Source organism: Streptococcus sp. SO2, assembly GCF_030440025.1.
This window is the reverse complement of record NZ_JAQFJH010000002.1, coordinates 99,350-119,941: the sequence shown is the minus strand read 5'-3', so window position 1 is coordinate 119,941 and position 20,592 is coordinate 99,350. Positions and strand designations below refer to the sequence as shown.

At 43.4% G+C, this 20,592-nt stretch carries 20 protein-coding genes; 12 read left to right on the top strand and 8 right to left on the bottom strand.

Annotation, left to right across the window (positions count from 1 at the left end; genetic code table 11):
- Nucleotides 1-134: 134 nt before the first annotated feature.
- The 11 genes from pnp to dtd all read left to right on the top strand — a co-directional run bounded on the left by pnp (nucleotide 135) and on the right by dtd (nucleotide 11,843).
- Entirely contained in the window at nucleotides 135-2,348 is a 2,214-nt protein-coding gene (gene pnp, locus PCY17_RS03045; RefSeq protein WP_084944368.1) for a polyribonucleotide nucleotidyltransferase, read from the top strand.
- A 14-nt stretch (nucleotides 2,349-2,362) separates the two neighbouring features.
- Entirely contained in the window at nucleotides 2,363-2,980 is a 618-nt protein-coding gene (gene cysE / locus PCY17_RS03040) for a serine O-acetyltransferase (RefSeq protein ID WP_084856981.1), read from the top strand.
- 11 nt (nucleotides 2,981-2,991) lie between these two features.
- Nucleotides 2,992-3,858, top strand: a complete 867-nt coding sequence (locus PCY17_RS03035; protein ID WP_084856983.1) for a GNAT family N-acetyltransferase — start codon at nucleotides 2,992-2,994, stop codon at nucleotides 3,856-3,858.
- A gap of 4 nt (nucleotides 3,859-3,862) precedes the next feature.
- Nucleotides 3,863-4,627 carry a nucleoside phosphorylase gene (locus PCY17_RS03030; RefSeq protein ID WP_084856985.1) on the top strand — a complete coding sequence of 255 codons (765 nt, stop codon included), beginning with the start codon at nucleotides 3,863-3,865 and terminating at the stop codon, nucleotides 4,625-4,627.
- Between the two features lie 8 nt (nucleotides 4,628-4,635).
- On the top strand, nucleotides 4,636-5,157 hold the full coding sequence (locus PCY17_RS03025; RefSeq protein WP_000301974.1) for a dihydrofolate reductase family protein: 522 nt from the start codon (nucleotides 4,636-4,638) through the stop codon (nucleotides 5,155-5,157).
- Between the two features lie 17 nt (nucleotides 5,158-5,174).
- Nucleotides 5,175-6,518 carry a cysteine--tRNA ligase gene (cysS, locus tag PCY17_RS03020; protein ID WP_084856987.1) on the top strand — a complete coding sequence of 448 codons (1,344 nt, stop codon included), beginning with the start codon at nucleotides 5,175-5,177 and terminating at the stop codon, nucleotides 6,516-6,518.
- Nucleotides 6,511-6,897, top strand: a complete 387-nt coding sequence (locus PCY17_RS03015) for a Mini-ribonuclease 3 (protein ID WP_000567909.1) — start codon at nucleotides 6,511-6,513, stop codon at nucleotides 6,895-6,897. The genes cysS and PCY17_RS03015 overlap by 8 nt, the downstream gene beginning before the upstream one ends.
- A 3-nt stretch (nucleotides 6,898-6,900) precedes the next feature.
- Nucleotides 6,901-7,770, top strand: coding sequence for a helix-turn-helix domain-containing protein (locus PCY17_RS03010; protein ID WP_084881450.1), 870 nt, complete (start codon nucleotides 6,901-6,903; stop codon nucleotides 7,768-7,770).
- 113 nt (nucleotides 7,771-7,883) lie between these two features.
- The gene (locus PCY17_RS03005) at nucleotides 7,884-9,014 is read left to right on the top strand and encodes an ABC transporter ATP-binding protein (RefSeq protein ID WP_000229944.1); all 1,131 of its coding nucleotides are present in this window, start codon (nucleotides 7,884-7,886) and stop codon (nucleotides 9,012-9,014) included.
- Nucleotides 9,015-9,153: 139 nt separating this feature from the next.
- A complete protein-coding gene (locus PCY17_RS03000; protein ID WP_049501052.1) occupies nucleotides 9,154-11,370 on the top strand; it encodes a bifunctional (p)ppGpp synthetase/guanosine-3',5'-bis(diphosphate) 3'-pyrophosphohydrolase in 2,217 nt (738 codons plus the stop codon).
- Nucleotides 11,371-11,399: 29 nt separating this feature from the next.
- Complete coding sequence (gene dtd / locus PCY17_RS02995) at nucleotides 11,400-11,843, top strand: D-aminoacyl-tRNA deacylase (protein WP_000691410.1); 444 nt, start codon at nucleotides 11,400-11,402, stop codon at nucleotides 11,841-11,843.
- Nucleotides 11,844-11,874: 31 nt separating this feature from the next.
- Here the strand turns inward: dtd and PCY17_RS02990 are convergent, their stop codons facing one another.
- The 6 genes from PCY17_RS02990 to PCY17_RS02965 all read right to left on the bottom strand — a co-directional run bounded on the left by PCY17_RS02990 (nucleotide 11,875) and on the right by PCY17_RS02965 (nucleotide 16,267).
- Complete coding sequence (locus tag PCY17_RS02990; protein ID WP_000732787.1) at nucleotides 11,875-12,288, bottom strand: hypothetical protein; 414 nt, start codon at nucleotides 12,286-12,288, stop codon at nucleotides 11,875-11,877.
- A gap of 107 nt (nucleotides 12,289-12,395) precedes the next feature.
- Complete coding sequence (locus PCY17_RS02985) at nucleotides 12,396-13,046, bottom strand: metal-dependent transcriptional regulator (RefSeq protein ID WP_000188541.1); 651 nt, start codon at nucleotides 13,044-13,046, stop codon at nucleotides 12,396-12,398.
- An 83-nt stretch (nucleotides 13,047-13,129) separates the two neighbouring features.
- A complete protein-coding gene (gene tpx, locus PCY17_RS02980) occupies nucleotides 13,130-13,624 on the bottom strand; it encodes a thiol peroxidase (RefSeq protein ID WP_247924005.1) in 495 nt (164 codons plus the stop codon).
- A 120-nt stretch (nucleotides 13,625-13,744) separates the two neighbouring features.
- The gene (psaA, locus tag PCY17_RS02975) at nucleotides 13,745-14,674 is read right to left on the bottom strand and encodes a metal ABC transporter substrate-binding lipoprotein/adhesin PsaA (RefSeq protein ID WP_000733080.1); all 930 of its coding nucleotides are present in this window, start codon (nucleotides 14,672-14,674) and stop codon (nucleotides 13,745-13,747) included.
- A 25-nt stretch (nucleotides 14,675-14,699) separates the two neighbouring features.
- Complete coding sequence (locus tag PCY17_RS02970; RefSeq protein ID WP_045617553.1) at nucleotides 14,700-15,548, bottom strand: metal ABC transporter permease; 849 nt, start codon at nucleotides 15,546-15,548, stop codon at nucleotides 14,700-14,702.
- On the bottom strand, nucleotides 15,545-16,267 hold the full coding sequence (locus PCY17_RS02965) for a metal ABC transporter ATP-binding protein (protein WP_049477396.1): 723 nt from the start codon (nucleotides 16,265-16,267) through the stop codon (nucleotides 15,545-15,547). Before PCY17_RS02965 ends, PCY17_RS02970 begins: the two co-directional genes overlap by 4 nt.
- A 178-nt stretch (nucleotides 16,268-16,445) precedes the next feature.
- Here PCY17_RS02965 and PCY17_RS02960 point away from each other — a divergent pair, with 178 nt between their 5' ends.
- A complete protein-coding gene (locus PCY17_RS02960; RefSeq protein WP_301391675.1) occupies nucleotides 16,446-18,338 on the top strand; it encodes a M13 family metallopeptidase in 1,893 nt (630 codons plus the stop codon).
- Between the two features lie 38 nt (nucleotides 18,339-18,376).
- On the opposite strand, the gene PCY17_RS02955 is transcribed toward PCY17_RS02960, so the two are convergent.
- Nucleotides 18,377-19,006: an MBL fold metallo-hydrolase gene (locus PCY17_RS02955; protein ID WP_301391674.1), complete on the bottom strand. Its 630-nt coding sequence runs from the start codon at nucleotides 19,004-19,006 to the stop codon at nucleotides 18,377-18,379.
- 101 nt (nucleotides 19,007-19,107) lie between these two features.
- Nucleotides 19,108-20,301 (bottom strand): oxidoreductase, encoded by a 1,194-nt coding sequence (locus PCY17_RS02950; RefSeq protein ID WP_301391673.1) that lies wholly within the window; start codon nucleotides 20,299-20,301, stop codon nucleotides 19,108-19,110.
- Nucleotides 20,302-20,592 lie beyond the last annotated feature (291 nt).

Below are 20,592 nucleotides of genomic sequence, written 5' to 3'. Positions count from 1 at the left end.
AGCTTCCTAGCATTCATCGAATGCTTCGTCACCTTCCTATTTTTCTACAGAAATGTTCGGCAAACCGAACCGTCCAAAATATCTTGATTTTTGTAGGCAAGGCGTATAATTTCATCAATCCAAAGGGGATTAAAATGACAAAACAAGTATTTCAAACGACTTTTGCGGGTCGTGAGTTAATCGTAGAGACTGGCCAGGTTGCTAAGCAAGCAAATGGCTCTGTTGTCGTGCGTTACGGTGAGTCAACTGTCTTGACTGCAGCCGTCATGTCTAAGAAAATGGCAACTGGGGATTTCTTCCCACTTCAAGTCAACTACGAAGAAAAAATGTATGCGGCTGGGAAGTTTCCAGGTGGCTTTATGAAACGTGAAGGACGTCCTTCAACAGATGCGACCTTGACAGCGCGTTTGATTGACCGTCCAATCCGTCCAATGTTTGCAGAAGGTTTCCGTAACGAAGTGCAAGTGATCAACACGGTTCTTTCTTACGATGAAAATGCATCTGCACCTATGGCTGCTATGTTTGGTTCATCCTTGGCACTTTCTATCTCAGATATTCCATTTGACGGTCCAATTGCTGGGGTTCAGGTGGGCTATGTAGACGGTGAAATCATCATCAACCCTAGTCAAGAACAAGCAGAGCAATCTCTTCTTGAATTGACAGTAGCTGGTACCAAGCACGCCATCAACATGGTAGAGTCTGGTGCCAAAGAATTGTCAGAAGAAATCATGTTGGAAGCCCTTCTCAAAGGGCATGAAGCAGTCAAAGAATTGATTGCCTTCCAAGAAGAAATCGTCGCTGCGGTTGGTAAGGAAAAAGCAGAAGTGGAATTGCTTCACGTAGATGAGGAATTACAAGCTGAAATCATCGCAGCCTATAACAGTGACCTTCAAAAAGCGGTTCAAGTAGAAGAAAAACTGGCTCGTGAAGCTGCAACTCAAGCAGTTAAAGACCAGGTAACAGCAGTTTACGAAGAAAAATATGCAGACCACGAAGAATGTGACCGTATCATGCGTGATGTGGCTGAAATCTTGGAACAAATGGAACACGCTGAAGTGCGCCGTTTAATTACAGAAGACAAGGTGCGTCCTGATGGTCGTAAGGTCGATGAAATCCGTCCTTTGGATGCGGTTGTTGACTTCCTTCCTCGCGTACACGGTTCAGGTCTCTTCACTCGTGGACAAACTCAGGCTCTTTCAGTCTTGACCTTGGCGCCAATGGGTGAAACTCAAATCATCGATGGTTTGGACCCAGAGTACAAGAAACGCTTTATGCACCACTATAACTTCCCTCAATACTCTGTAGGGGAAACAGGCCGTTACGGTGCGCCTGGTCGTCGTGAAATTGGTCACGGTGCTCTCGGTGAGCGTGCCCTTGCGCAAGTTTTGCCAAGCTTGGAAGAATTTCCATACGCAATCCGCTTGGTAGCAGAAGTCTTAGAATCAAACGGTTCTTCTTCTCAAGCCTCTATCTGTGCGGGAACGCTTGCCCTTATGGCTGGTGGTGTACCAATCAAGGCGCCAGTAGCTGGTATTGCCATGGGTCTCATCTCAGATGGAAATAACTACACTGTATTGACAGATATCCAAGGATTGGAAGACCACTTTGGAGACATGGACTTTAAGGTTGCAGGTACTCGTGAGGGGATTACAGCTCTTCAAATGGACATCAAGATCCAAGGGATTACTGCAGAAATCTTGACTGAGGCTCTTGCTCAAGCCAAGAAAGCTCGTTTTGAAATCCTTGATGTCATCGAAGCAACCATTCCAGAAGTTCGTCCAGAATTGGCTCCAACTGCACCGAAAATTGATACCATTAAGATTGATGTTGATAAGATCAAGATTGTCATCGGTAAAGGTGGAGAAACCATCGACAAAATTATCGCTGAAACAGGCGTTAAGATTGATATCGACGAAGAGGGTAATGTGTCTATCTACTCTAGCGACCAAGATGCTATTAACCGTACCAAAGAAATCATTGCTGGTCTAGTTCGTGAGGCTAAAGTCGATGAAGTTTACCATGCTAAGGTTGTTCGTATCGAGAAATTTGGTGCCTTTGTCAACCTCTTTGACAAGACAGACGCCCTCGTTCACATTTCGGAAATGGCTTGGACGCGTACTAATAATGTCGAAGACTTGGTGGCTATTGGAGACGAAGTCGATGTCAAAGTTATCAAGATTGATGAAAAAGGACGTGTTGATGCTTCTATGAAGGCTCTTCTTCCACGTCCACCAAAACCTGAGCGTGATGAAAAAGGTGAAAAGTCTGAACGTCCTCACCGTCTACGTCATCACAAGGACCACAAACCGAAGAAAGAATTTACACATAAACCAAAAGATTCAGAATAAGAAAGGAGAAATGTATGGGATGGTGGCGCGAAACCATTGATATCGTAAAAGAAAATGATCCAGCGGCGCGCACCACTTTGGAGGTTCTACTGACCTATCCAGGTGTCAAGGCCTTAGCTGCCCACCGTCTCTCGCATTTTCTATGGGAGCACGGCTTCAAACTCCTAGCTCGGATGCACAGTCAGTTTTGGCGCTTCTGGACTCAGATTGAGATCCATCCGGGGGCTCAGATAGAATCAGGTGTCTTTATCGACCATGGTTCTGGATTGGTGATTGGAGAAACGGCTATCGTTGAGACGGGAGTTCTCCTCTATCATGGGGTGACTCTTGGGGGAACAGGGAAAGACTGTGGCAAACGCCATCCTACCGTTCGAAAGGGAGCTCTCATATCGGCTCATGCCCAAGTTATTGGACCAGTGGAAATCGGTGAAAATGCCAAGGTGGGAGCAGCCGCAGTTGTTGTGGCAGATGTACCTAGTGATGTGACAGTTGTCGGAATTCCAGCGAAGATTGTCCGTGTTCATGGTGAGAAAGACGAGCCAACCATTCACGAGGTAGAGGAGAAACGGAAATACTATCTAGACAAGCTAGAGCATGCCCGTGAAGCCAGTCACAGATCGTCGGGGTTGTAGAGGATACCTATATGATTCAAGCAAGAAACAAGTTAAGCCAAGAGGAGTTATCTGAGGCGAAAAAACTCATTAACTGTTGCCAAGCCTATGACGGTACCTATCGTGATCCCTATCTTTCTAACATGCTTAATTTTGACCCAAACATGCCCGCCTTTTTCCTTTATTATGAAAAAGGCGAACTTGTTGGTTTATTAACTGTCTATGCAGATGACCAAGATGTGGAAGTGACGATACTGGTTCATCCAAATCATCGCCGTCAGGGGATTGCGCGTGCATTGTTTACGAGTTTTGAGAGAGAAACGGCTTCTTTCCCTATTCGTTCAGTCACTTTTCAGACAGAACGTATTTTTCTAGAGCGTCATCCTGATTTTGTCAGCAACTGGGGATTGGTCGAGGATGAAGAGACAGAAACCTGGTTAGGTAAGGATAGAAGACCTTATCAGTTAGTAACTGTTTCTAATCTTGAAGTTTTGTTAGCAGATAGTTCGTATCAGGAGCAAATTAGCCAGTTAAAATTTCAGGTATTTTCAGAGGAACATGAATCGAGAGAAGTTGTGGATAGATATGTCGCTGAAGCTCTGAAAGATCCAGAAAGTCGCCTATACATTTTATTAAAAAACGGTCAGGTCATTGGGACTTGCACGGTAGATTTATCGACTAATACGAATTACTTCTACGGTTTAGCAATATCAGAACTTGAACGTGGCAAAGGCTACGGAAGCTATTTTGTAAAATCTCTTATCAACCAACTGATTGAGCAAAATGACAGGGAGTTTCAAATTGCAGTAGAAGATAGCAATGTAGGTGCCAAGCGCTTGTATGAAAAAATTGGCTTTGTCAAACAGACTCAGGTAGTTTATCTGAATGAGAAAGAATAGAAAAATGCTATTAGAAGAATTCGAAAATGTACCTGCTGTTATCGAACCAACTGATCGAAGTATTCGAGGTGGTGGAGAAATCTGTGACACGATTATTTTATCTTTTAATGGAGAAATCGTTGAACGAGTAAAGCAGTTTGAAGATGTTTATGAAGGTGGCTATCTAACCAATCTAAATGGTAGATTTCCATGGTATATCTATGAAAAAGATGGTAGTAAGGTAGCCGTTGCTATAGCTACGATTGGGGCTCCCATGATAGTCGGCCAGCTGGAGGAGTTAGCGGCCATAGGCTTCAAGAATTTCATCATTCTAGGTTCCTGTGGTGTTTTGGATCGCTCAATTGAGGCGGATAAAATCATCCTGCCTGCGGCCGCATTGCGAGATGAAGGGACTAGCTATCACTATGCCCCATCGGGTGATGAAGTCGCCTATAACGAATCACTGTTGATTAAGCTGGAAGCCATCTTTGACAAGCACAATATCGAACATATCCGCACCAAGTCTTGGACGACTGATGCCTTTTATCGAGAAACGCCTGATAAGGTCAAGCGTCGCTTGACTGCTGGTGCACAAGTGGTGGACATGGAAGCTTCAGCTATCATGGCTTGGAGTCAATTTCGCAAGAGTAAAGTCTATCAGTTCTTCTACACAGCTGACTATGTGGATCATCATAACCGAGCCTGGGATGCCCGCCATGAAGAGCGGACAGCTGATGCCATGACTTTTTTCACTATCGCTTTGACAATAGCCAAGGAACTAGAAAGGTAACTACAAGAATGGCAGTATATTTTTACGGCTGTATCACCATGGATGGCTACTTGGCAGACAGCCAGCACAGGATAGACTGGCTGCATCAGCTTGGTTCTGTAGAGGATACAGGCTATGATGACTTTTACAGGCAAATGGATATCACCATCATGGGCAAGCGGACCTTTGAGGAAATCCAAGATTTGCAAGATGTAGAAAGTTTTTATCAAGCTACGGAAAACTATGTCTTTACGCATGATAGGCACCTGCCTGTCAGCAATTACCAGCCAGTAGCTGGGGATGTGGTGGACTTTGTTCACCAGATTGACAAAGGAAAAAATGTCTTTGTGATTGGTGGTAATTCCTTGGTAGGACCGCTCTTGGATGCGGATCTTTTCGACCACCTCATTATTCAGATAGCGCCCCTTATCCTAGGAAAGGGGGTTCCCCTCTTTACCCAAGAGGAAGGGCAGCGCTTTTACCAACTGGATAGCCTCAGACAATTTGGCCCTTTTGCAGAGCTGGTTTTCAGCCGAAAAAGTCAGAAATAGAGAAGGGAGTGGACTGCATGATTAAAATTTACGACACCATGTCTCGTGATTTACGAGAATTTGTCCCGATTGAGGACAGCAAAGTCAAGATGTATGTTTGTGGGCCAACCGTATATAACTATATCCACGTGGGGAATGCACGTTCGACGGTAGCTTTTGATACCATTCGACGTTACTTCGAATACCGTGGGTACGAGGTTGCCTATATTTCCAATTTTACAGATGTAGATGATAAGATTATCAATCGCGCCAAGGAAGAAGGTATCACGCCTCAGGAGGTTGCGGACAAGTACATCGCTGCCTTTCGTGAAGACGTGACGGCCTTAGGCGTCAAGCCTGCTACCCGCCATCCGCGTGTAGTGGAGTTTATGGCTGATATCATTCGTTTTGTGGAAGACTTGATTGAAAAAGGTTATGCCTATGAAAGCCAGGGGGATGTCTACTTCCGTGTGGAAAAATCTCACAACTATGCTAAGTTGGCTAATAAAACCTTGGAAGATTTGGAGTTGGGTGCTTCTGGTCGGACAGATGAGGAGACCGCCCGTAAGGAAAATCCAGTGGACTTTGCTCTCTGGAAGGCAGCTAAGCCAGGTGAGATTTTCTGGGACAGCCCTTGGGGAGCAGGCCGTCCGGGCTGGCATATCGAGTGTTCGGTTATGTCGACAGAGATTTTGGGAGATACCATTGATATTCACGGTGGTGGAGCTGACCTAGAGTTTCCGCATCATACCAACGAAATAGCCCAATCAGAAGCCAAGACTGGTCAGACTTTTGCCAACTACTGGATGCACAATGGCTTTGTCAATATCGAAAATGTCAAGATGTCCAAGTCCTTGGGCAACTTTATCACAGTCCATGATGCCCTCAAAACCATCGATGGCCAAGTGCTTCGTTTCTTCTTTGCCACTCAGCATTACCGCAAGCCTATCAACTTTACAGAAAAAGCAGTGCGTGATGCCGAGACAAATCTCAAGTATCTAAAGAACACCTATGAGCAACCATTTACTGGAAATGTAGATGCTCAAGAGTTACAAGACTTTAAAGATAAGTTTGTAGCGGCTATGGATGAGGACTTTAACGCTGCCAATGGTATCACAGTTGTCTTTGAAATGGCCAAGTGGATTAATTCAGGCAACTATGATGTAAGTGTTAAGGAAGCTCTTGCGGCTATGTTAGAGGTCTTTGGTATTGTCTTTGTCGAGGAAGTTTTGGATGCAGAGATTGAAGCTTTGATCCAAAAACGTCAAGAGGCGCGTGCCAATCGTGACTTTGCGACAGCAGACCAAATCCGTGACCAATTGGCTGCTCAAGGGATTAAGCTACTGGATACCAAAGATGGAGTGAGGTGGACACGTGATTGATGTCAACCTCATTAATGGGATTGCGCTAGCTTTTGAGGGGGATGCGGTGTATTCTATGTATATCCGCCGTCACCTCATCCTCAAAGGTATGACCAAGCCCAATAAACTCCACCAAGAGGCGACAAAGTATGTGTCGGCCAAGGCTCAGGCTCGCTTGATTGCCCTCATGTTGGAAGAGCAAGTCCTGACGGAAAAAGAAGAAGAAATCTATAAACGGGGACGTAACACCAATAGCCACACAAAGGCTAAAAATGCAGATGTCGTGACTTATCGTATGTCCACGGGATTTGAAGCGGTCATGGGCTATCTCCATCTGACTGAAAATCTGGAGCGTCTAGAGACCATAATTTCTTGGTGCATCCAAAAAGTGGAGGGCTAGAATATGATTGCAAAGGAATTACAAGACTGGTTTCCTGAAGCTCAGATTTCAGATCAGCCAGTAGAGAAACCAGGCTATCTCACTCTCCCTTTAGCTTCTAAGCAGTGGATTTTACTGGGGGAAGCTGGACTCAGCGAGCGTGAAAAGCAGCTGGTTGCCCTTTTAACCCAGCAGGAGCAGGCTCGTTCGCTCAATCCTTGGTATCCCTATCTGATCGAGGGGAAGGGGCAGGCACCGCAAGCTTTCAAAAAGATTCAGCTGGTTTATTGCCATCTGTCTTATTACCAACAGGAAAATCTAGCTTCTTGGCTGGATATGATGCGGACTCTTTTTCCCAACTGCCAGACAGTGCTACAGGTCGGGGCTCAGGATTATGTTTTTGTCCTCCAGCAAGATAAATACAGCTCTGTCCGCTCAATCTTATCTGATACGATTGAAGCGGTTGAGTATGACTTTGGCCTTCGTCTGTCTATCATGTTGGGGCAGGTGTGGTCTCAGATAGGCTATCAAGCCCTATCAGACTTAATCAAAGCGGAGCGGGATTTGTTTAAGACATGGTGGCGTCAAGGTCATCAAGGTGTACACACCTTTTCACAACTCTATCTTTGGAGTATGGGAGAAAGGATTGTGGACCTGAGAGTCATTAAAGAATGTCTGCACCAGATGATTTTGGATCAGGATCAGATTCAGGAAATTATCCTTTCTCTCTGGGAAAATAGTGCTGTCCTAACTAAAACAGCCCAGCAACTCTATCTACATCGCAATTCTCTCCAATACAAGATTGACAAATGGGAAGAATTGACAGGACTTCAGTTGAAGGAGTTAACGGATCTTACCTTGTGTTATCAGTTGATTTTACCAGATATTCTTTAAAGTTTTGTGCAAGTTGCACAGAACTTTTTTATTTTTTTGGTCACCTTGCCATAGAAATGTAAAACGTTTTCATCTATAATAAAACTATCAAAAGACAAAAGGAGTTCACCTCGATGGTAGAATTAAATCTTAAAAATATTTACAAAAAATATCCAAACAGCGAACACTATTCAGTTGAAGACTTCAACTTGGACATCAAAGACAAAGAATTTATCGTTTTCGTAGGTCCTTCAGGATGTGGTAAATCAACAACTCTTCGTATGATTGCGGGTCTTGAAGACATTACAGAAGGTACTGCATCTATCGATGGCGTGGTTGTCAACGACGTAGCTCCAAAAGACCGTGACATCGCCATGGTATTCCAAAACTACGCTCTTTACCCACACATGACTGTATATGACAACATGGCTTTCGGTTTGAAATTGCGTAAATACAGCAAGGAAGACATCGACAAACGTGTGCAAGAAGCGGCAGCAATCCTTGGCTTGAAAGAGTTCTTGGATCGTAAACCTGCTGACCTTTCAGGTGGTCAACGTCAACGTGTTGCCATGGGTCGTGCGATTGTCCGTGATGCAAAAGTGTTCTTGATGGACGAACCTTTGTCAAACTTGGATGCCAAACTTCGTGTATCAATGCGTGCTGAAATTGCGAAAATCCACCGTCGTATCGGAGCTACAACTATCTACGTAACACACGACCAAACAGAAGCGATGACTCTTGCAGACCGTATCGTTATCATGTCAGCAACTAAGAACCCTGCTGGTACAGGTACTATCGGACGTGTAGAACAAATCGGTACTCCTCAAGAAGTTTACAAAAACCCAGTTAACAAATTTGTAGCAGGATTTATCGGAAGCCCAGCTATGAACTTCATCAATGTGAAATTGGTTGGTAGCGAAATTGTTTCTGACGGTTTCCGTTTGAAAGTGCCAGAAGGTGCTTTGAAAGTTCTTCGTGACAAAGGCTACGAAGGAAAAGAATTGATTTTCGGTATCCGTCCAGAAGATGTGAATGCAGAACCTGCTTTCCTTGAAACATTCCCAGAATCAGTGGTTAAAGCAACTATCTCAGTATCAGAATTGCTTGGTTCAGAATCTCACCTTTACTGCCAAGTTGGTAAAGACGAATTTGTTGCAAAAGTGGATGCTCGTGACTACTTGCAAACAGGTGCAACAGTTGAACTTGGATTTGACTTGAACAAAGCACACTTCTTCGATGTAGAAACTGAAAAAACAGTCTACTAAGCAAATGAAATGTCAAAACACTGCTAGAGAAATCTGGCAGTGTTTTTTTAATGATTGGTATTAGCATAAAAACAGAGCTTTTCTAGTTTTCATATCCTTAAAAAAGTGATAAAATGGTAGGAAGAATTGGAGAGTATAGATGCCGAAAGAAGTGAATTTGACGGGCGATCAGGTAGTCGCTTTAACGAGAGAGTATTTAACGAAGGAAGACGTTGCTTTTGTACAAAAAGCATTGATTTATGCGGTAGATTGTCATAGTGGGCAGTTTCGGAAATCAGGCGAGCCCTATATTATCCACCCCATTCAGGTAGCAGGCATTCTGGCTAAGCTCAAGCTGGATGCCGTAACCGTTGCCTGTGGTTTTTTGCATGACGTGGTTGAAGACACAGATGCGACACTGGATGATTTGGAGAGAGAGTTCGGTCATGATGTTCGGATTATCGTTGATGGGGTGACCAAGCTTGGTAAGGTTGAGTACAAATCACTCGAGGAACAATTGGCTGAAAATCACCGCAAGATGCTTATGGCCATGTCAGAGGATATCCGTGTTATCTTGGTTAAATTATCGGACCGTTTGCACAATATGCGGACTCTCAAACACCTGCGAAAGGACAAGCAAGAACGGATCTCCAGAGAAACCATGGAAATTTATGCACCACTTGCTCATCGTCTAGGGATTTCCAGTGTCAAGTGGGAGTTGGAAGATCTATCTTTCCGTTACCTCAATCCAACTGAGTTTTACAAGATCACCCACATGATGAAGGAAAAACGCAGAGAACGTGAGGCTCTGGTCGACGAAGTCGTAACCAAGTTGGAGGACTATGCTACCGAACGCAATCTCGAAGGGAAAATCTATGGTCGTCCTAAGCATATCTATTCGATCTATCGCAAGATGCAGGATAAGAAGAAACGCTTTGAGGAAATTTATGACCTGATTGCCATTCGTTGTATCTTAGATACCCAGAGTGATGTCTATGCCATGCTGGGTTATGTGCATGAACTTTGGAAACCTATGCCAGGCCGCTTCAAAGACTATATCGCCAATCGCAAGGCCAACGGTTACCAGTCTATTCATACGACCGTCTATGGGCCAAAAGGGCCGATTGAATTCCAGATTCGGACCAAGGAAATGCACGAAGTGGCTGAGTATGGGGTTGCGGCTCACTGGGCTTATAAGAAAGGCATTAAAGGGCAGGTCAACAGCAAGGAATCTGCTATTGGAATGAACTGGATCAAGGAGATGATGGAGCTCCAAGACCAGGCTGATGATGCCAAGGAATTTGTGGACTCTGTTAAGGAAAACTATCTGGCGGAGGAGATTTACGTCTTTACTCCTGATGGTGCGGTTCGCTCCCTACCAAAAGATTCAGGACCGATTGACTTTGCCTATGAAATCCACACCAAAGTCGGTGAAAAAGCGACTGGTGCCAAGGTCAATGGCCGTATGGTTCCACTGACAACCAAGCTCAAGACAGGGGATCAGGTTGAAATTATCACCAACCCCAACTCCTTTGGTCCGAGTCGTGACTGGCTCAATATGGTCAAGACCAGCAAGGCACGCAACAAGATTCGTCAGTTCTTTAAAAATCAAGACAAGGAATTATCCGTTAACAAGGGCCGTGAGATGTTGATGGCCCAGTTCCAAGAAAACGGCTATGTAGCCAATAAATTCATGGACAAGCGCCATATGGATGAGGTTCTTCAAAAGACCAGCTACAAGACAGAGGAGGCTCTCTACGCAGCTATTGGTTTTGGAGAAATTGGCGCTATTACCGTCTTTAACCGTTTGACCGAAAAGGAACGCCGTGAGGAAGAGCGTGCCAAGGCCAAGGCGGAAGCAGAAGAGCTTGTCAAAGGTGGCGAAGTTAAAGTCGAGAACAAAGAAACCCTCAAGGTTAAGCATGAGGGTGGTGTGGTCATTGAAGGGGCTTCAGGTCTCCTAGTTCGGATTGCCAAGTGTTGCAATCCAGTTCCGGGTGACGACATTGTCGGTTACATTACTAAGGGACGCGGTGTGGCTATTCACCGTGTGGACTGTATGAATCTCCGTGCCCAAGAAAACTACGAGCAACGTCTCCTTGATGTGGAGTGGGAAGATCAATTCTCAAGCAAGGAATACACTGCCCACATCGATATCTATGGTCTCAACCGTACAGGGCTCTTAAATGATGTTTTACAAGTTCTCTCAAACACGACCAAGAATATCTCAACCGTTAATGCTCAGCCAACTAAGGATATGAAATTTGCTAATATCCATGTCTCCTTTGGTATTTCCAACCTCTCTACACTGACCACAGTCGTGGATAAGATTAAGAGTGTGCCAGAGGTTTACTCTGTTAAACGGACTAATGGCTAATTGTCCTAGCTCTTACTAGAAAGGCTATTATGAAAATCATTATCCAACGGGTTAAAAAAGCTCAAGTCAGTATCGAAGGTCAGGTTCATGGAAAGATCAATCAGGGACTCTTATTGCTGGTCGGTGTTGGTCCAGAGGCCCAAGAGGAAGATTTGGACTATGCTGTGAGAAAGCTCGTCAACATGCGGATTTTTTCTGATGCGGAAGGGAAAATGAACCTATCTGTCAAGGATATTGAAGGGGAAATCCTTTCTATTTCCCAGTTTACCCTCTTTGCGGATACCAAGAAAGGCAATCGTCCCGCCTTTACAGGTGCAGCCAAGCCGGATATAGCAACTGCCTTCTATGAGTTTTTCAATCAAAAGCTAGCTCAGGAAGTACCTGTTCAGACAGGCATCTTTGGAGCGGATATGCAGGTGGAGCTGGTAAATGATGGGCCAGTTACCATCATTCTTGATACTAAAAATAGATAAGAAAACCAAGCCCAGTTGGCTTGGTTTTTGTTTATAGACACTCCCAGAAGGCGATGTGTTTGTTGTAAAAGTCGGGATAGTTTTCTCTTAGGTGGCTAGCCGTCATATAATATAAAGTAGAATGACAGGAAGTAAAGACTGGAGTAAGAGAGTAGAAATATTGAGGGTCAGTGATGGCTAAAAAGACAAATAATAGAAAATCGCTGATGAGCACTCCTAAATAGTAGAAGCGAATTTTTTTGTTCATCTGAGGATAAATCTCAGAGAACTGTTTTTTGAGTCGATTGACCAAGCGAAATAGCAGTAGTCCTTGAGCAAGGATGAAAATGAAGCAAAAAATCAGGCCTCTCTCCAAAGAAAGTTCGTATCGGGGTCTGAAAGTTACCAACAGTAGCAAATCGCTGACTACAATGGCTGCAAAATGGATTCTAAAGAGCTTTTTCATAGGAAGACCTCCCTCTTTTATCTAGCTTCATTCTACATCAAACGAATGGAACTTACAACTAAAATAATAAAAAATCCCTGAAAGGAATTTCTTTCAAGAATAAGGGCTTAGTTGATTTTTTCGACATAGAGTTGTTTGGCGATATCCATACTAACTTGGAGGTCTTCACCTTTGTTGACCAGTGTAAAGGTATTGGAAAAATTATCAAACTGCTTGACTTTGACTTGGTTACCGATATGAATCTCATGCTTTTCTAAGTATTTAAGTAAGTCAAAGCTATCGTGAACTCGAGTCAGGAGATAGGTTCCAGCTTCCTTGGTACCTGCCAGTGGTAAGTTGTTGATTTCAACCAAGAGCTCTCCCTTGGCTGGGATGGTTCCTCCGTGGGGACAGGTTTTAGGGAAGCCCAGCAGTTTATCCAGTCTCTCTACGAAGAGATCGGATACAGTGTGCTCTAGGACCTCGGCTTCTTCGTGGATCTGGTCACTGGTATAGTCGAGATGGTGAACTAGAAAGACCTCAATCAACCGGTGTTTGCGATAGAGCTCGGAGACTAGTTTGAGCCCAATATCTGTCAATAGATAGCCATTCTCCTTGTCCTTGAGGATGAGATTTTCACTTTTCATGCGTTTGATCATCTCTGTTACGGCAGGTGGAGAGACTTGCATACGGGCAGCAATTTCCTTATTGGTGATTTTTTGCATTTCCGTACCGATTTCATAAATACATTTTAGGTAGTCTTCTTTATTTGGCGTCATTCGTTTCCTCTTGTCTTTTCTCTCCATCTAGTATATCAAAAAAAGCTAGATTTCTCTAGCCTTCTGCCCTAATGGCTTTGATTTTAGTCCAGTTCTTTTACTGCAGCAATAGCAGCTTCAAAGTCTGGTTCCGTGTTGATGTTGTCAACGTATTCTACATAACGGATGACATTGTCAGTATCGAGAACAAAGACGGCACGTGCAAGGAGATGCCATTCGTTGATCAAGAGGGCATAATCGCGCCCGAAAGAATGGTCAAAATAGTCTGAAAGCATGATGGCATTGTCAAGGCCTTCAGCCCCGCACCAGCGTCCTTGGGCAAATGGTAGGTCCATAGAAACAGTAAGAACGACGGTATTGTCGAGGTTAGCTAGTTCTTGGTTGAATCGACGTGTTTGCGTTGAGCAGATACCAGTATCGATAGAAGGGACAACACTCAAGACTTTTTTCTTTCCTTCAAAGTCAGCTAGCGTTTTTTTAGAGAGACCGGTTGTCGTAAGAGAAAAGTCAAGTGCCTTGTCTCCGACTTGCAGTTGTTTACCTGTAAAGGTTACAGGATTTCCGAGAAAAGTGGTCATGAAACTACTCCATTCTTTTTTCTTTTATTTTACCGAGAATTGTCAGATTTTTCCAATGATTTGACTGGAAATTAAGCGATAAAAAACGCCTGTTCATGTGAGAACGACGTTTTTAATGGATTACTTAGACAAACCTTCAGCAATCTTGTCAAGGTTGTATTTCATCATGCTGTAGTAGCTGTCGCCTTCTTTGCCTTCTTCAGCAATTGAGTCAGTAAAGATTTGTGCGTAGATTGGGATGTTTGTGTCTTGTGAAACAGTCTTCATTGGACGGTCATCGACACTTGATTCAACAAAGAGTGATGGAACTTTTGTTTGGCGAAGTTTTTCAACCAAGGTCTTGATTTGTTCCGGTGTACCTTCTTCTTCCGTGTTGATTTCCCAGATGTAGGCACTTGGGACACCGTAGGCTTTAGAGAAGTATTTGAAGCATCCTTCGCTGGTTACGATGAGTTTCTTTTCAGCAGGGATATTGTTAAATTTCTCTTTGGCTTCCTTGTCTAGTTTGTCTAGTTTTTCAGTATAGTCTTTGAGATTTTTTTCGTAGAATTCCTTGTTGCTAGGATCTTTGGCAATGAGCTGTTTAGCGATATTTTTAGCATAAATCATCCCATTTTCAAGGTTGAGCCAAGCGTGTGGGTCTTCTTTGCCTTTCTCGTTTTGGCCTTCAAGGTAGATAACATCAACGCCTTCGCTGACTGCAAAGTAGTCTTTGTTTTCAGTTTTCTTGGCATTTTCGACCAATTTGGTAAACCAAGCATTGCCACCTGTTTCAAGGTTGATACCGTTATAGAAAATGAGGTCAGCCTCAGAAGTTTTCTTTACGTCTTCAGGAAGTGGTTCGTACTCGTGTGGGTCTTGACCAACAGGAACGATACTGTGAAGATCGATCTTATCGCCAGCGATATTTTTGGTAATATCAGCGATGATTGAGTTTGTAGCAACAACTTTTAGTTTTTGACCAGAAGTAGCATCTTTTTTTCCGCTAGCACATGCTACAAGTGCAATGACGGAAAGAAAGAGTACAAGCAATGTACCTAATTTTTTCATTAGATTCCTCCAGAAGGGTTTCCCCTTATTTATTGATTTTTTTATTTTTTAGTTTCAAGTATCGTTGTTTAGGAGAGATAAAGAAACTGATTAGAAAGAAGCTGGCGGATGTGAGCACGATGCTGGATCCTGCTGCGAGATTGAAGCTATAGCCGATAAAGAGTCCCAAAACAGAAGCGGTTGCCCCTAGGGTTGATGAAAGGAAAATCATGCTCTTTAGGCTATTAGCATAAAGGTAAGCCGTCGCAGCTGGGGTGATCAACATGGCTACGATAAGAATAGTTCCAACACTTTGCATGGCGGTGACTGACACAAGGGTCAAGAGCACCATGAGCAGATAGTGGTAGAAATTGACGGGCATTCCCATGGCTTTAGCCAGGAGCTCGTCAAAGGATGTAATCAATAGTTGTTTAAAGAAAATCCCGATAATCAAAAGAATCAATGCCCCAACACCGATGGTGATCCACATGTCCGTATCTTGGACAGCGAGGATATTCCCAAAAAGGATATGGAAGAGGTCTGTCGAACTCTTGGCAACACTAATCAAGATGACACCTAAGGCTAAGAAAGATGAAAAGGTAATACCAATGGCGGTGTCACTCTTGATGATAGAGTTTCCCTTGATGTAGGTAATGATGATGGAAGCCATCAAACCAAAGATGATCGCTCCAATAAAGAAATCAATTCCCAGGATAAAGGAAAGGGCTACGCCGGGCAAAACTGCGTGAGAGATAGCATCTCCCATGAGAGACATCCCACGTAGGATGATAAAACATCCCACAGCTCCAGCAACAACTCCGATGACAATAGCTGTTATCAAGGCGTTTTGTAGGAAATGGAAATTTTGCAATCCATTGATAAATTCTGCTATCATAGGTCACCTCCATTGAAAAAGAGTTTGCTACCGTAGGCCTTTTTAAGATTGGCTTCGGTAAAGGTTTCTATAGTCGGACCAAGGTCTATTAATTCTCGATTGAGAAGCAAAACTTGGTCGAAATAATGGGGGACTTTGCTGAGGTCATGATGGACGATGAGAACTGTTTTACCAGATTTTTTTAGGTCTCTCAGCGTGTTCATGATAATCTCTTCACTAACCGAGTCAATCCCGACAAAAGGCTCATCTAAAAAGATGTAGTCAGCTTCCTGCACAAGGCAGCGGGCAATCAACACACGTTGGAATTGTCCTCCTGAGAGCTGGCTGATTTGGCGATCAGCATAGTCTGAAAGTCCAACGATTTCAAGAGCCTCTGCCACTTTTTTCCAGTGGCTGGCCTTTAAAGTGTGAAAAAGCGGGATAGATGGATAGAGTCCCAGTGAGACACATTCCTTGACCTTGATAGGGAAATTGTAGTCGATATGGATTTTTTGCTCGACATAGGCAACTCGATGTAAAGATTTCTTGACTTCTTTGTCGTCGAGAAAGGCCTGACCTTCATGTGGGATAATTCCCAACATACCTTTTAATAAAGTTGATTTTCCAGCACCGTTTGGACCAATAATTCCGGTAATAGTTGGTCCTTGGAGCACTAGTGAAATATCCTTTAGTGCCAACGTCTCTTTGTAGGAGACACTGAGGTTTTCGATACGTATCATACAGTTGTATTCCTCCTATCTTTTAATATACATTAAAAAAAAAATTAAGTCAAGTTAATTTTTGAAAAATTTAAAATAATAACTGAAAAATGAAGAAAAAAGAGAGACCATTTTTAATTGCATTCCCAAGTGTTTTTTGCTAAGCTAAGAATAAGTGAAAAATGAAAGCGAGAACAAGATGACACGTTATCAAGACGATTTTTATGATGCAATCAATGGCGAATGGGAAAAGACAGCTGTCATTCCAGCTGATAAATCTCGAACAGGTGGCTTTATTGACCTTGATGAGGAAATTGAAGAGTTAATGCTGGCAACTACGGACAAGTGGTTGGCAGGAGAGGATGTCCCAGAGGATGCTATCCTCGCAAACTTTGTTAAGTACCATCGCATGGTACGCGATTTTGATAAGAGAGAATCAGATGGGATCAAGCCCGTCCTTCCTCTGCTCAAGGAATATCAGGATTTGGAGAGTTTTGCAGATTTTACCAGCAAACTGGCAGAGTTCGAACTAGCTGGTAAACCAAACTTCCTTCCATTTGGTGTATCGCCAGACTTTATGGATGCCAGAACCAATGTTCTTTGGGCCAGTGCTCCAGGAACAATCTTGCCAGATACAACCTACTATGCTGAAGACCATCCTCAACGTGAGGAGCTCTTGACTCTTTGGAAGGAAAGTACAACGAATCTTCTCAAAGCCTATGATTTCTCAGACGAGGAAATCGCAGACTTACTAGAGAAGAGATTGGAATTGGACCGTCGTATTGCGGCTGTAGTGCTTTCTAACGAAGAAAGTTCAGAGTATGCCAAACTCTACCATCCATACGCTTATGAAGATTTCAAGAAATTTGCCCCTGCCCTACCTTTGGATGATTTCTTCCAAGCAGTTCTTGGACAGACTCCAGACAAGGTTATCGTAGACGAGGAACGTTTCTGGCAAGCAGCAGACCAATTCTATAGTGAAGAAGCATGGCCTTTGCTTAAGGCGACTTTGATTTTGGGCGTAGTCAATCTTTCAACCAGCTATCTAACTGACGAGATTCGTGTTTTGTCAGGTGCCTATGGACGTGCCCTTTCAGGTGTTCCAGAAGCTCAGGACAAGGTCAAGGCAGCCTATCACTTGGCCCAAGGTCCCTTTAAGCAAGCCCTTGGTCTCTGGTATGCGCATGAAAAATTCTCTCCAGAAGCTAAGGCTGACGTAGAGAAAAAAGTAGCGACAATGATTGACGTTTATAAGGAACGCTTGGCCAAGAACGACTGGCTCACGCCTGAAACGCGAGACAAGGCCATTGTCAAACTCAATGTCATCAAGCCTTATATCGGTTATCCAGAGGAATTGCCAGAACGCTACAAGGACAAAGTAGTGGATGAAACTGCCAGTCTCTTTGAGAATGCCCTAGCCTTTGGGAGTGTGGAAATCAAGCACAGCTGGAGCAAGTGGAACCAACCGGTTGATTACAAGGAGTGGGGCATGCCAGCACACATGGTCAATGCCTACTACAATCCTCAGAAGAACTTGATTGTCTTCCCAGCTGCCATTTTACAGGCTCCATTCTATGATTTGCATCAGTCGTCTTCAGCTAACTACGGTGGTATTGGTGCTGTTATTGCCCATGAAATCTCTCATGCCTTTGACACAAATGGTGCGTCCTTTGATGAAAATGGTAGCCTCAAGGATTGGTGGACAGAGAGTGACTATGCTGCCTTTAAAGAAAAAACACAAAAAGTTATCGACCAGTTTGATGGCCAAGAATCTTACGGAGCAAGAATCAACGGAAAACTAACTGTATCAGAAAACGTTGCTGACTTGGGCGGAATTGCTGCAGCCCTTGAAGCTGCTAAGAGAGAACCAGACTTCTCAGCTGAAGAATTTTTCCACAACTTTGCTCGTATCTGGCGCATGAAAGGCCGTCCTGAGTTGATGAAACTCATGGCCAGTGTCGATGTGCACGCGCCTGCCAAACTCCGTGTCAACGTTCAAGTACCAAACTTCGATGACTTCTTTACAACATACGATGTCAAAGAAGGCGACGGCATGTGGCGTTCACCAGAGGACCGTGTGATTATTTGGTAAGACAAAAACCAAGGAAAATTTCCTTGGTTTTTTGCTTGTTAGAAAAAGGGATTAAAGGTCTTTTCGTGAGCGATGGTCGTAGCTGGACCATGTCCAGGATAGACATCGTAGTTAGGAAGAGTGAAAAGTTGCGTCTGAATGCTATGGAGGAGTTGTTCCGTGCTACCTGTAGGAAGGTCCGTCCGTCCGATGGTTTCTCGGAATAGAGCATCTCCGGTCAAGACTAGATGAGCATCAGGAAAGACGATAGAAACGCCGCCGATAGAGTGCCCTGGGGTTGGTAGAACGGTAAAACGAAATTCCTCAAGCTGGTATTCTTCATGAAAGACAAAGGTGTGCTCTGCTGGTTTTGCGACCACATCTGCCAGATCATCATGACGAGGGAGACCAGAGAGATTATCGACTGGAGTGTAAAGCCAGCTAGCTTCGCTCTCTGCTACATAAACTGTGGGATTTCCAAAAGTCTCGCGAACCAAGTCCAGACTCATAATATGGTCGTAGTGGGTGTGGGTCAGGAGAATCGCGCAGACGGGTTTGTTGATCTTCTCGATAGTCTTGCGAATAGCTTCCCAATGGCTACCTGGGTCAACCACAATCAGGTGTTGGTCCCCTTCTAGATAATAAGTGTTTTCATAGGCAACGGGATTCACGGTTTTATGGATTTTCATACTGGCTCCAATCTCAAAGAATGTACTAAACTAAGTATAGCACAGAAGAGGGAAATAAAGTGAAAAGAAAGTCCCTCTTTTGTGCTAGAGGGACAATGATCTTATTTAAACTTGAAATCTTCGTAAATGAGTTTTACTTTAGGATTCTTTTTCTTGATTTGCTTGGCAAGGGCCTTCATCATAGGAAGAGGTCCACACATATAGACTGTAGTCTGGTCAGGGATTTCTTCTTGATCCAAAGTCAGGTATCCTTTTTCATTGCTATCGACCAGCTGCAGATCAAAGTTAGCATTTTGACGGGCGTAGTCACGAAGTAGATCTAGGTAGACAGCATTTTCCTCTCCACGGAAACTATAGTAGAAGCGGACGTTCCTGTCTAGGATAGGGTGTTCTCGGATATAAGAGATGAAAGGTGTCATTCCAATTCCACCTGCAATCCAGATTTGCTGCTTTGGACCATGTTCCATAGTCATATGCCCATAGGCGCGATCAACTGCAACCTTGCTACCAACTTGAAGATTGTCATAGATATTTTTGGTGTGGTCACCAGAGTTTTTTATCGTAAAATAAAGAGTTCGTCCTTGTCCTCCAGAGATGGAGAAAGGGTGTGGAGCAGTCTCAAAACCTTTTTGGAAAATTTTTAGAAAGGCAAATTGTCCATATTCGTAGGTGAAAGGATGACTGAGCTCTATTTCAATTTCAGCTGTATCGTGGTTGAGGCGTTTGATTCCTACGATTTTTCCAAGATAGGTGAAACCGATCTTTTGATAAAGGAAAATAATATAAAAACCTGCAAGCAAGCCTAAAAGAGCATAGATTCCAAAGATAAGACCTAGGAAACTAAAGGAGAGGAGACGATTTCCCATGATCATCAAAACATGGAAGAGGCCAAAGATATAGGCTAGATAAACCAATCGATGAATCCATCTCCATGCTTCATACTGGATATATTGTCCCAGATAGGCAACCAGAACAATGCTGATAAAGATATAGATAGCAATATTTCCAAACTGGGCGGCCAAATGCGAACCCCAGAGACCACCCATGCTAAAGTTGTGTAGGGTTAGTAGGAGTATGGATAGAAAAGCCGTGAATTTATGAGCTAGATACATCTTTTCAAGTCCGTTAAACCAAGCCTCAAGCAAGGGTAAACGGCTAGCTAGTATAAAAGTAAGTGAGAGGGTAGTGAGAGCTAAACCAGGGATTAGAAACTGATTAGCGCCTGAACTGAGCCAAGCCAGAATAGTCAGAAGCATACTAAGTCCGATAAATAAAATACCTTTTAATGATTTCATAGTAGAATTCCTTTCATGGATTTACCTTATATTAGATGTAATAAGGTTTGTTACATTTTAACAAAAAAAGAATCTCTCGTCAAGGTTTAGGTTCTAGGCCTCTAAGTCAAATCTTCATGATAATCTATAAATAATGGCTAAGAAATATACTGTTAAATTTGTGCACTTCTTATAGAAAATTTTTTGTTATAACAATGTAAGGCTTGGGAAAATTTAACTTCTACAAGACTCTAAAAAATAAATTGATACATTAAAGTGTATTTTATTTAATTATAAGATAAATGGTTATGG

What these genes read in the sequence shown, in the direction of transcription:
- pnp (WP_084944368.1), top strand. Translation starts at nt 135, where the DNA reads ATGACAAAACAAGTATTTCAAACGACTTTTGCGGGTCGTGAGTTAATC.
- cysE (WP_084856981.1), top strand. Translation starts at nt 2,363, where the DNA reads ATGGGATGGTGGCGCGAAACCATTGATATCGTAAAAGAAAATGATCCA.
- PCY17_RS03035 (WP_084856983.1), top strand. Translation starts at nt 2,992, where the DNA reads ATGATTCAAGCAAGAAACAAGTTAAGCCAAGAGGAGTTATCTGAGGCG.
- PCY17_RS03030 (WP_084856985.1), top strand. Translation starts at nt 3,863, where the DNA reads ATGCTATTAGAAGAATTCGAAAATGTACCTGCTGTTATCGAACCAACT.
- PCY17_RS03025 (WP_000301974.1), top strand. Translation starts at nt 4,636, where the DNA reads ATGGCAGTATATTTTTACGGCTGTATCACCATGGATGGCTACTTGGCA.
- cysS (WP_084856987.1), top strand. Translation starts at nt 5,175, where the DNA reads ATGATTAAAATTTACGACACCATGTCTCGTGATTTACGAGAATTTGTC.
- PCY17_RS03010 (WP_084881450.1), top strand. Translation starts at nt 6,901, where the DNA reads ATGATTGCAAAGGAATTACAAGACTGGTTTCCTGAAGCTCAGATTTCA.
- PCY17_RS03005 (WP_000229944.1), top strand. Translation starts at nt 7,884, where the DNA reads ATGGTAGAATTAAATCTTAAAAATATTTACAAAAAATATCCAAACAGC.
- PCY17_RS03000 (WP_049501052.1), top strand. Translation starts at nt 9,154, where the DNA reads ATGCCGAAAGAAGTGAATTTGACGGGCGATCAGGTAGTCGCTTTAACG.
- dtd (WP_000691410.1), top strand. Translation starts at nt 11,400, where the DNA reads ATGAAAATCATTATCCAACGGGTTAAAAAAGCTCAAGTCAGTATCGAA.
- PCY17_RS02990 (WP_000732787.1), bottom strand. Translation starts at nt 12,288, where the DNA reads ATGAAAAAGCTCTTTAGAATCCATTTTGCAGCCATTGTAGTCAGCGAT.
- PCY17_RS02985 (WP_000188541.1), bottom strand. Translation starts at nt 13,046, where the DNA reads ATGACGCCAAATAAAGAAGACTACCTAAAATGTATTTATGAAATCGGT.
- tpx (WP_247924005.1), bottom strand. Translation starts at nt 13,624, where the DNA reads ATGACCACTTTTCTCGGAAATCCTGTAACCTTTACAGGTAAACAACTG.
- psaA (WP_000733080.1), bottom strand. Translation starts at nt 14,674, where the DNA reads ATGAAAAAATTAGGTACATTGCTTGTACTCTTTCTTTCCGTCATTGCA.
- PCY17_RS02970 (WP_045617553.1), bottom strand. Translation starts at nt 15,548, where the DNA reads ATGATAGCAGAATTTATCAATGGATTGCAAAATTTCCATTTCCTACAA.
- PCY17_RS02965 (WP_049477396.1), bottom strand. Translation starts at nt 16,267, where the DNA reads ATGATACGTATCGAAAACCTCAGTGTCTCCTACAAAGAGACGTTGGCA.
- PCY17_RS02960 (WP_301391675.1), top strand. Translation starts at nt 16,446, where the DNA reads ATGACACGTTATCAAGACGATTTTTATGATGCAATCAATGGCGAATGG.
- PCY17_RS02955 (WP_301391674.1), bottom strand. Translation starts at nt 19,006, where the DNA reads ATGAAAATCCATAAAACCGTGAATCCCGTTGCCTATGAAAACACTTAT.
- PCY17_RS02950 (WP_301391673.1), bottom strand. Translation starts at nt 20,301, where the DNA reads ATGAAATCATTAAAAGGTATTTTATTTATCGGACTTAGTATGCTTCTG.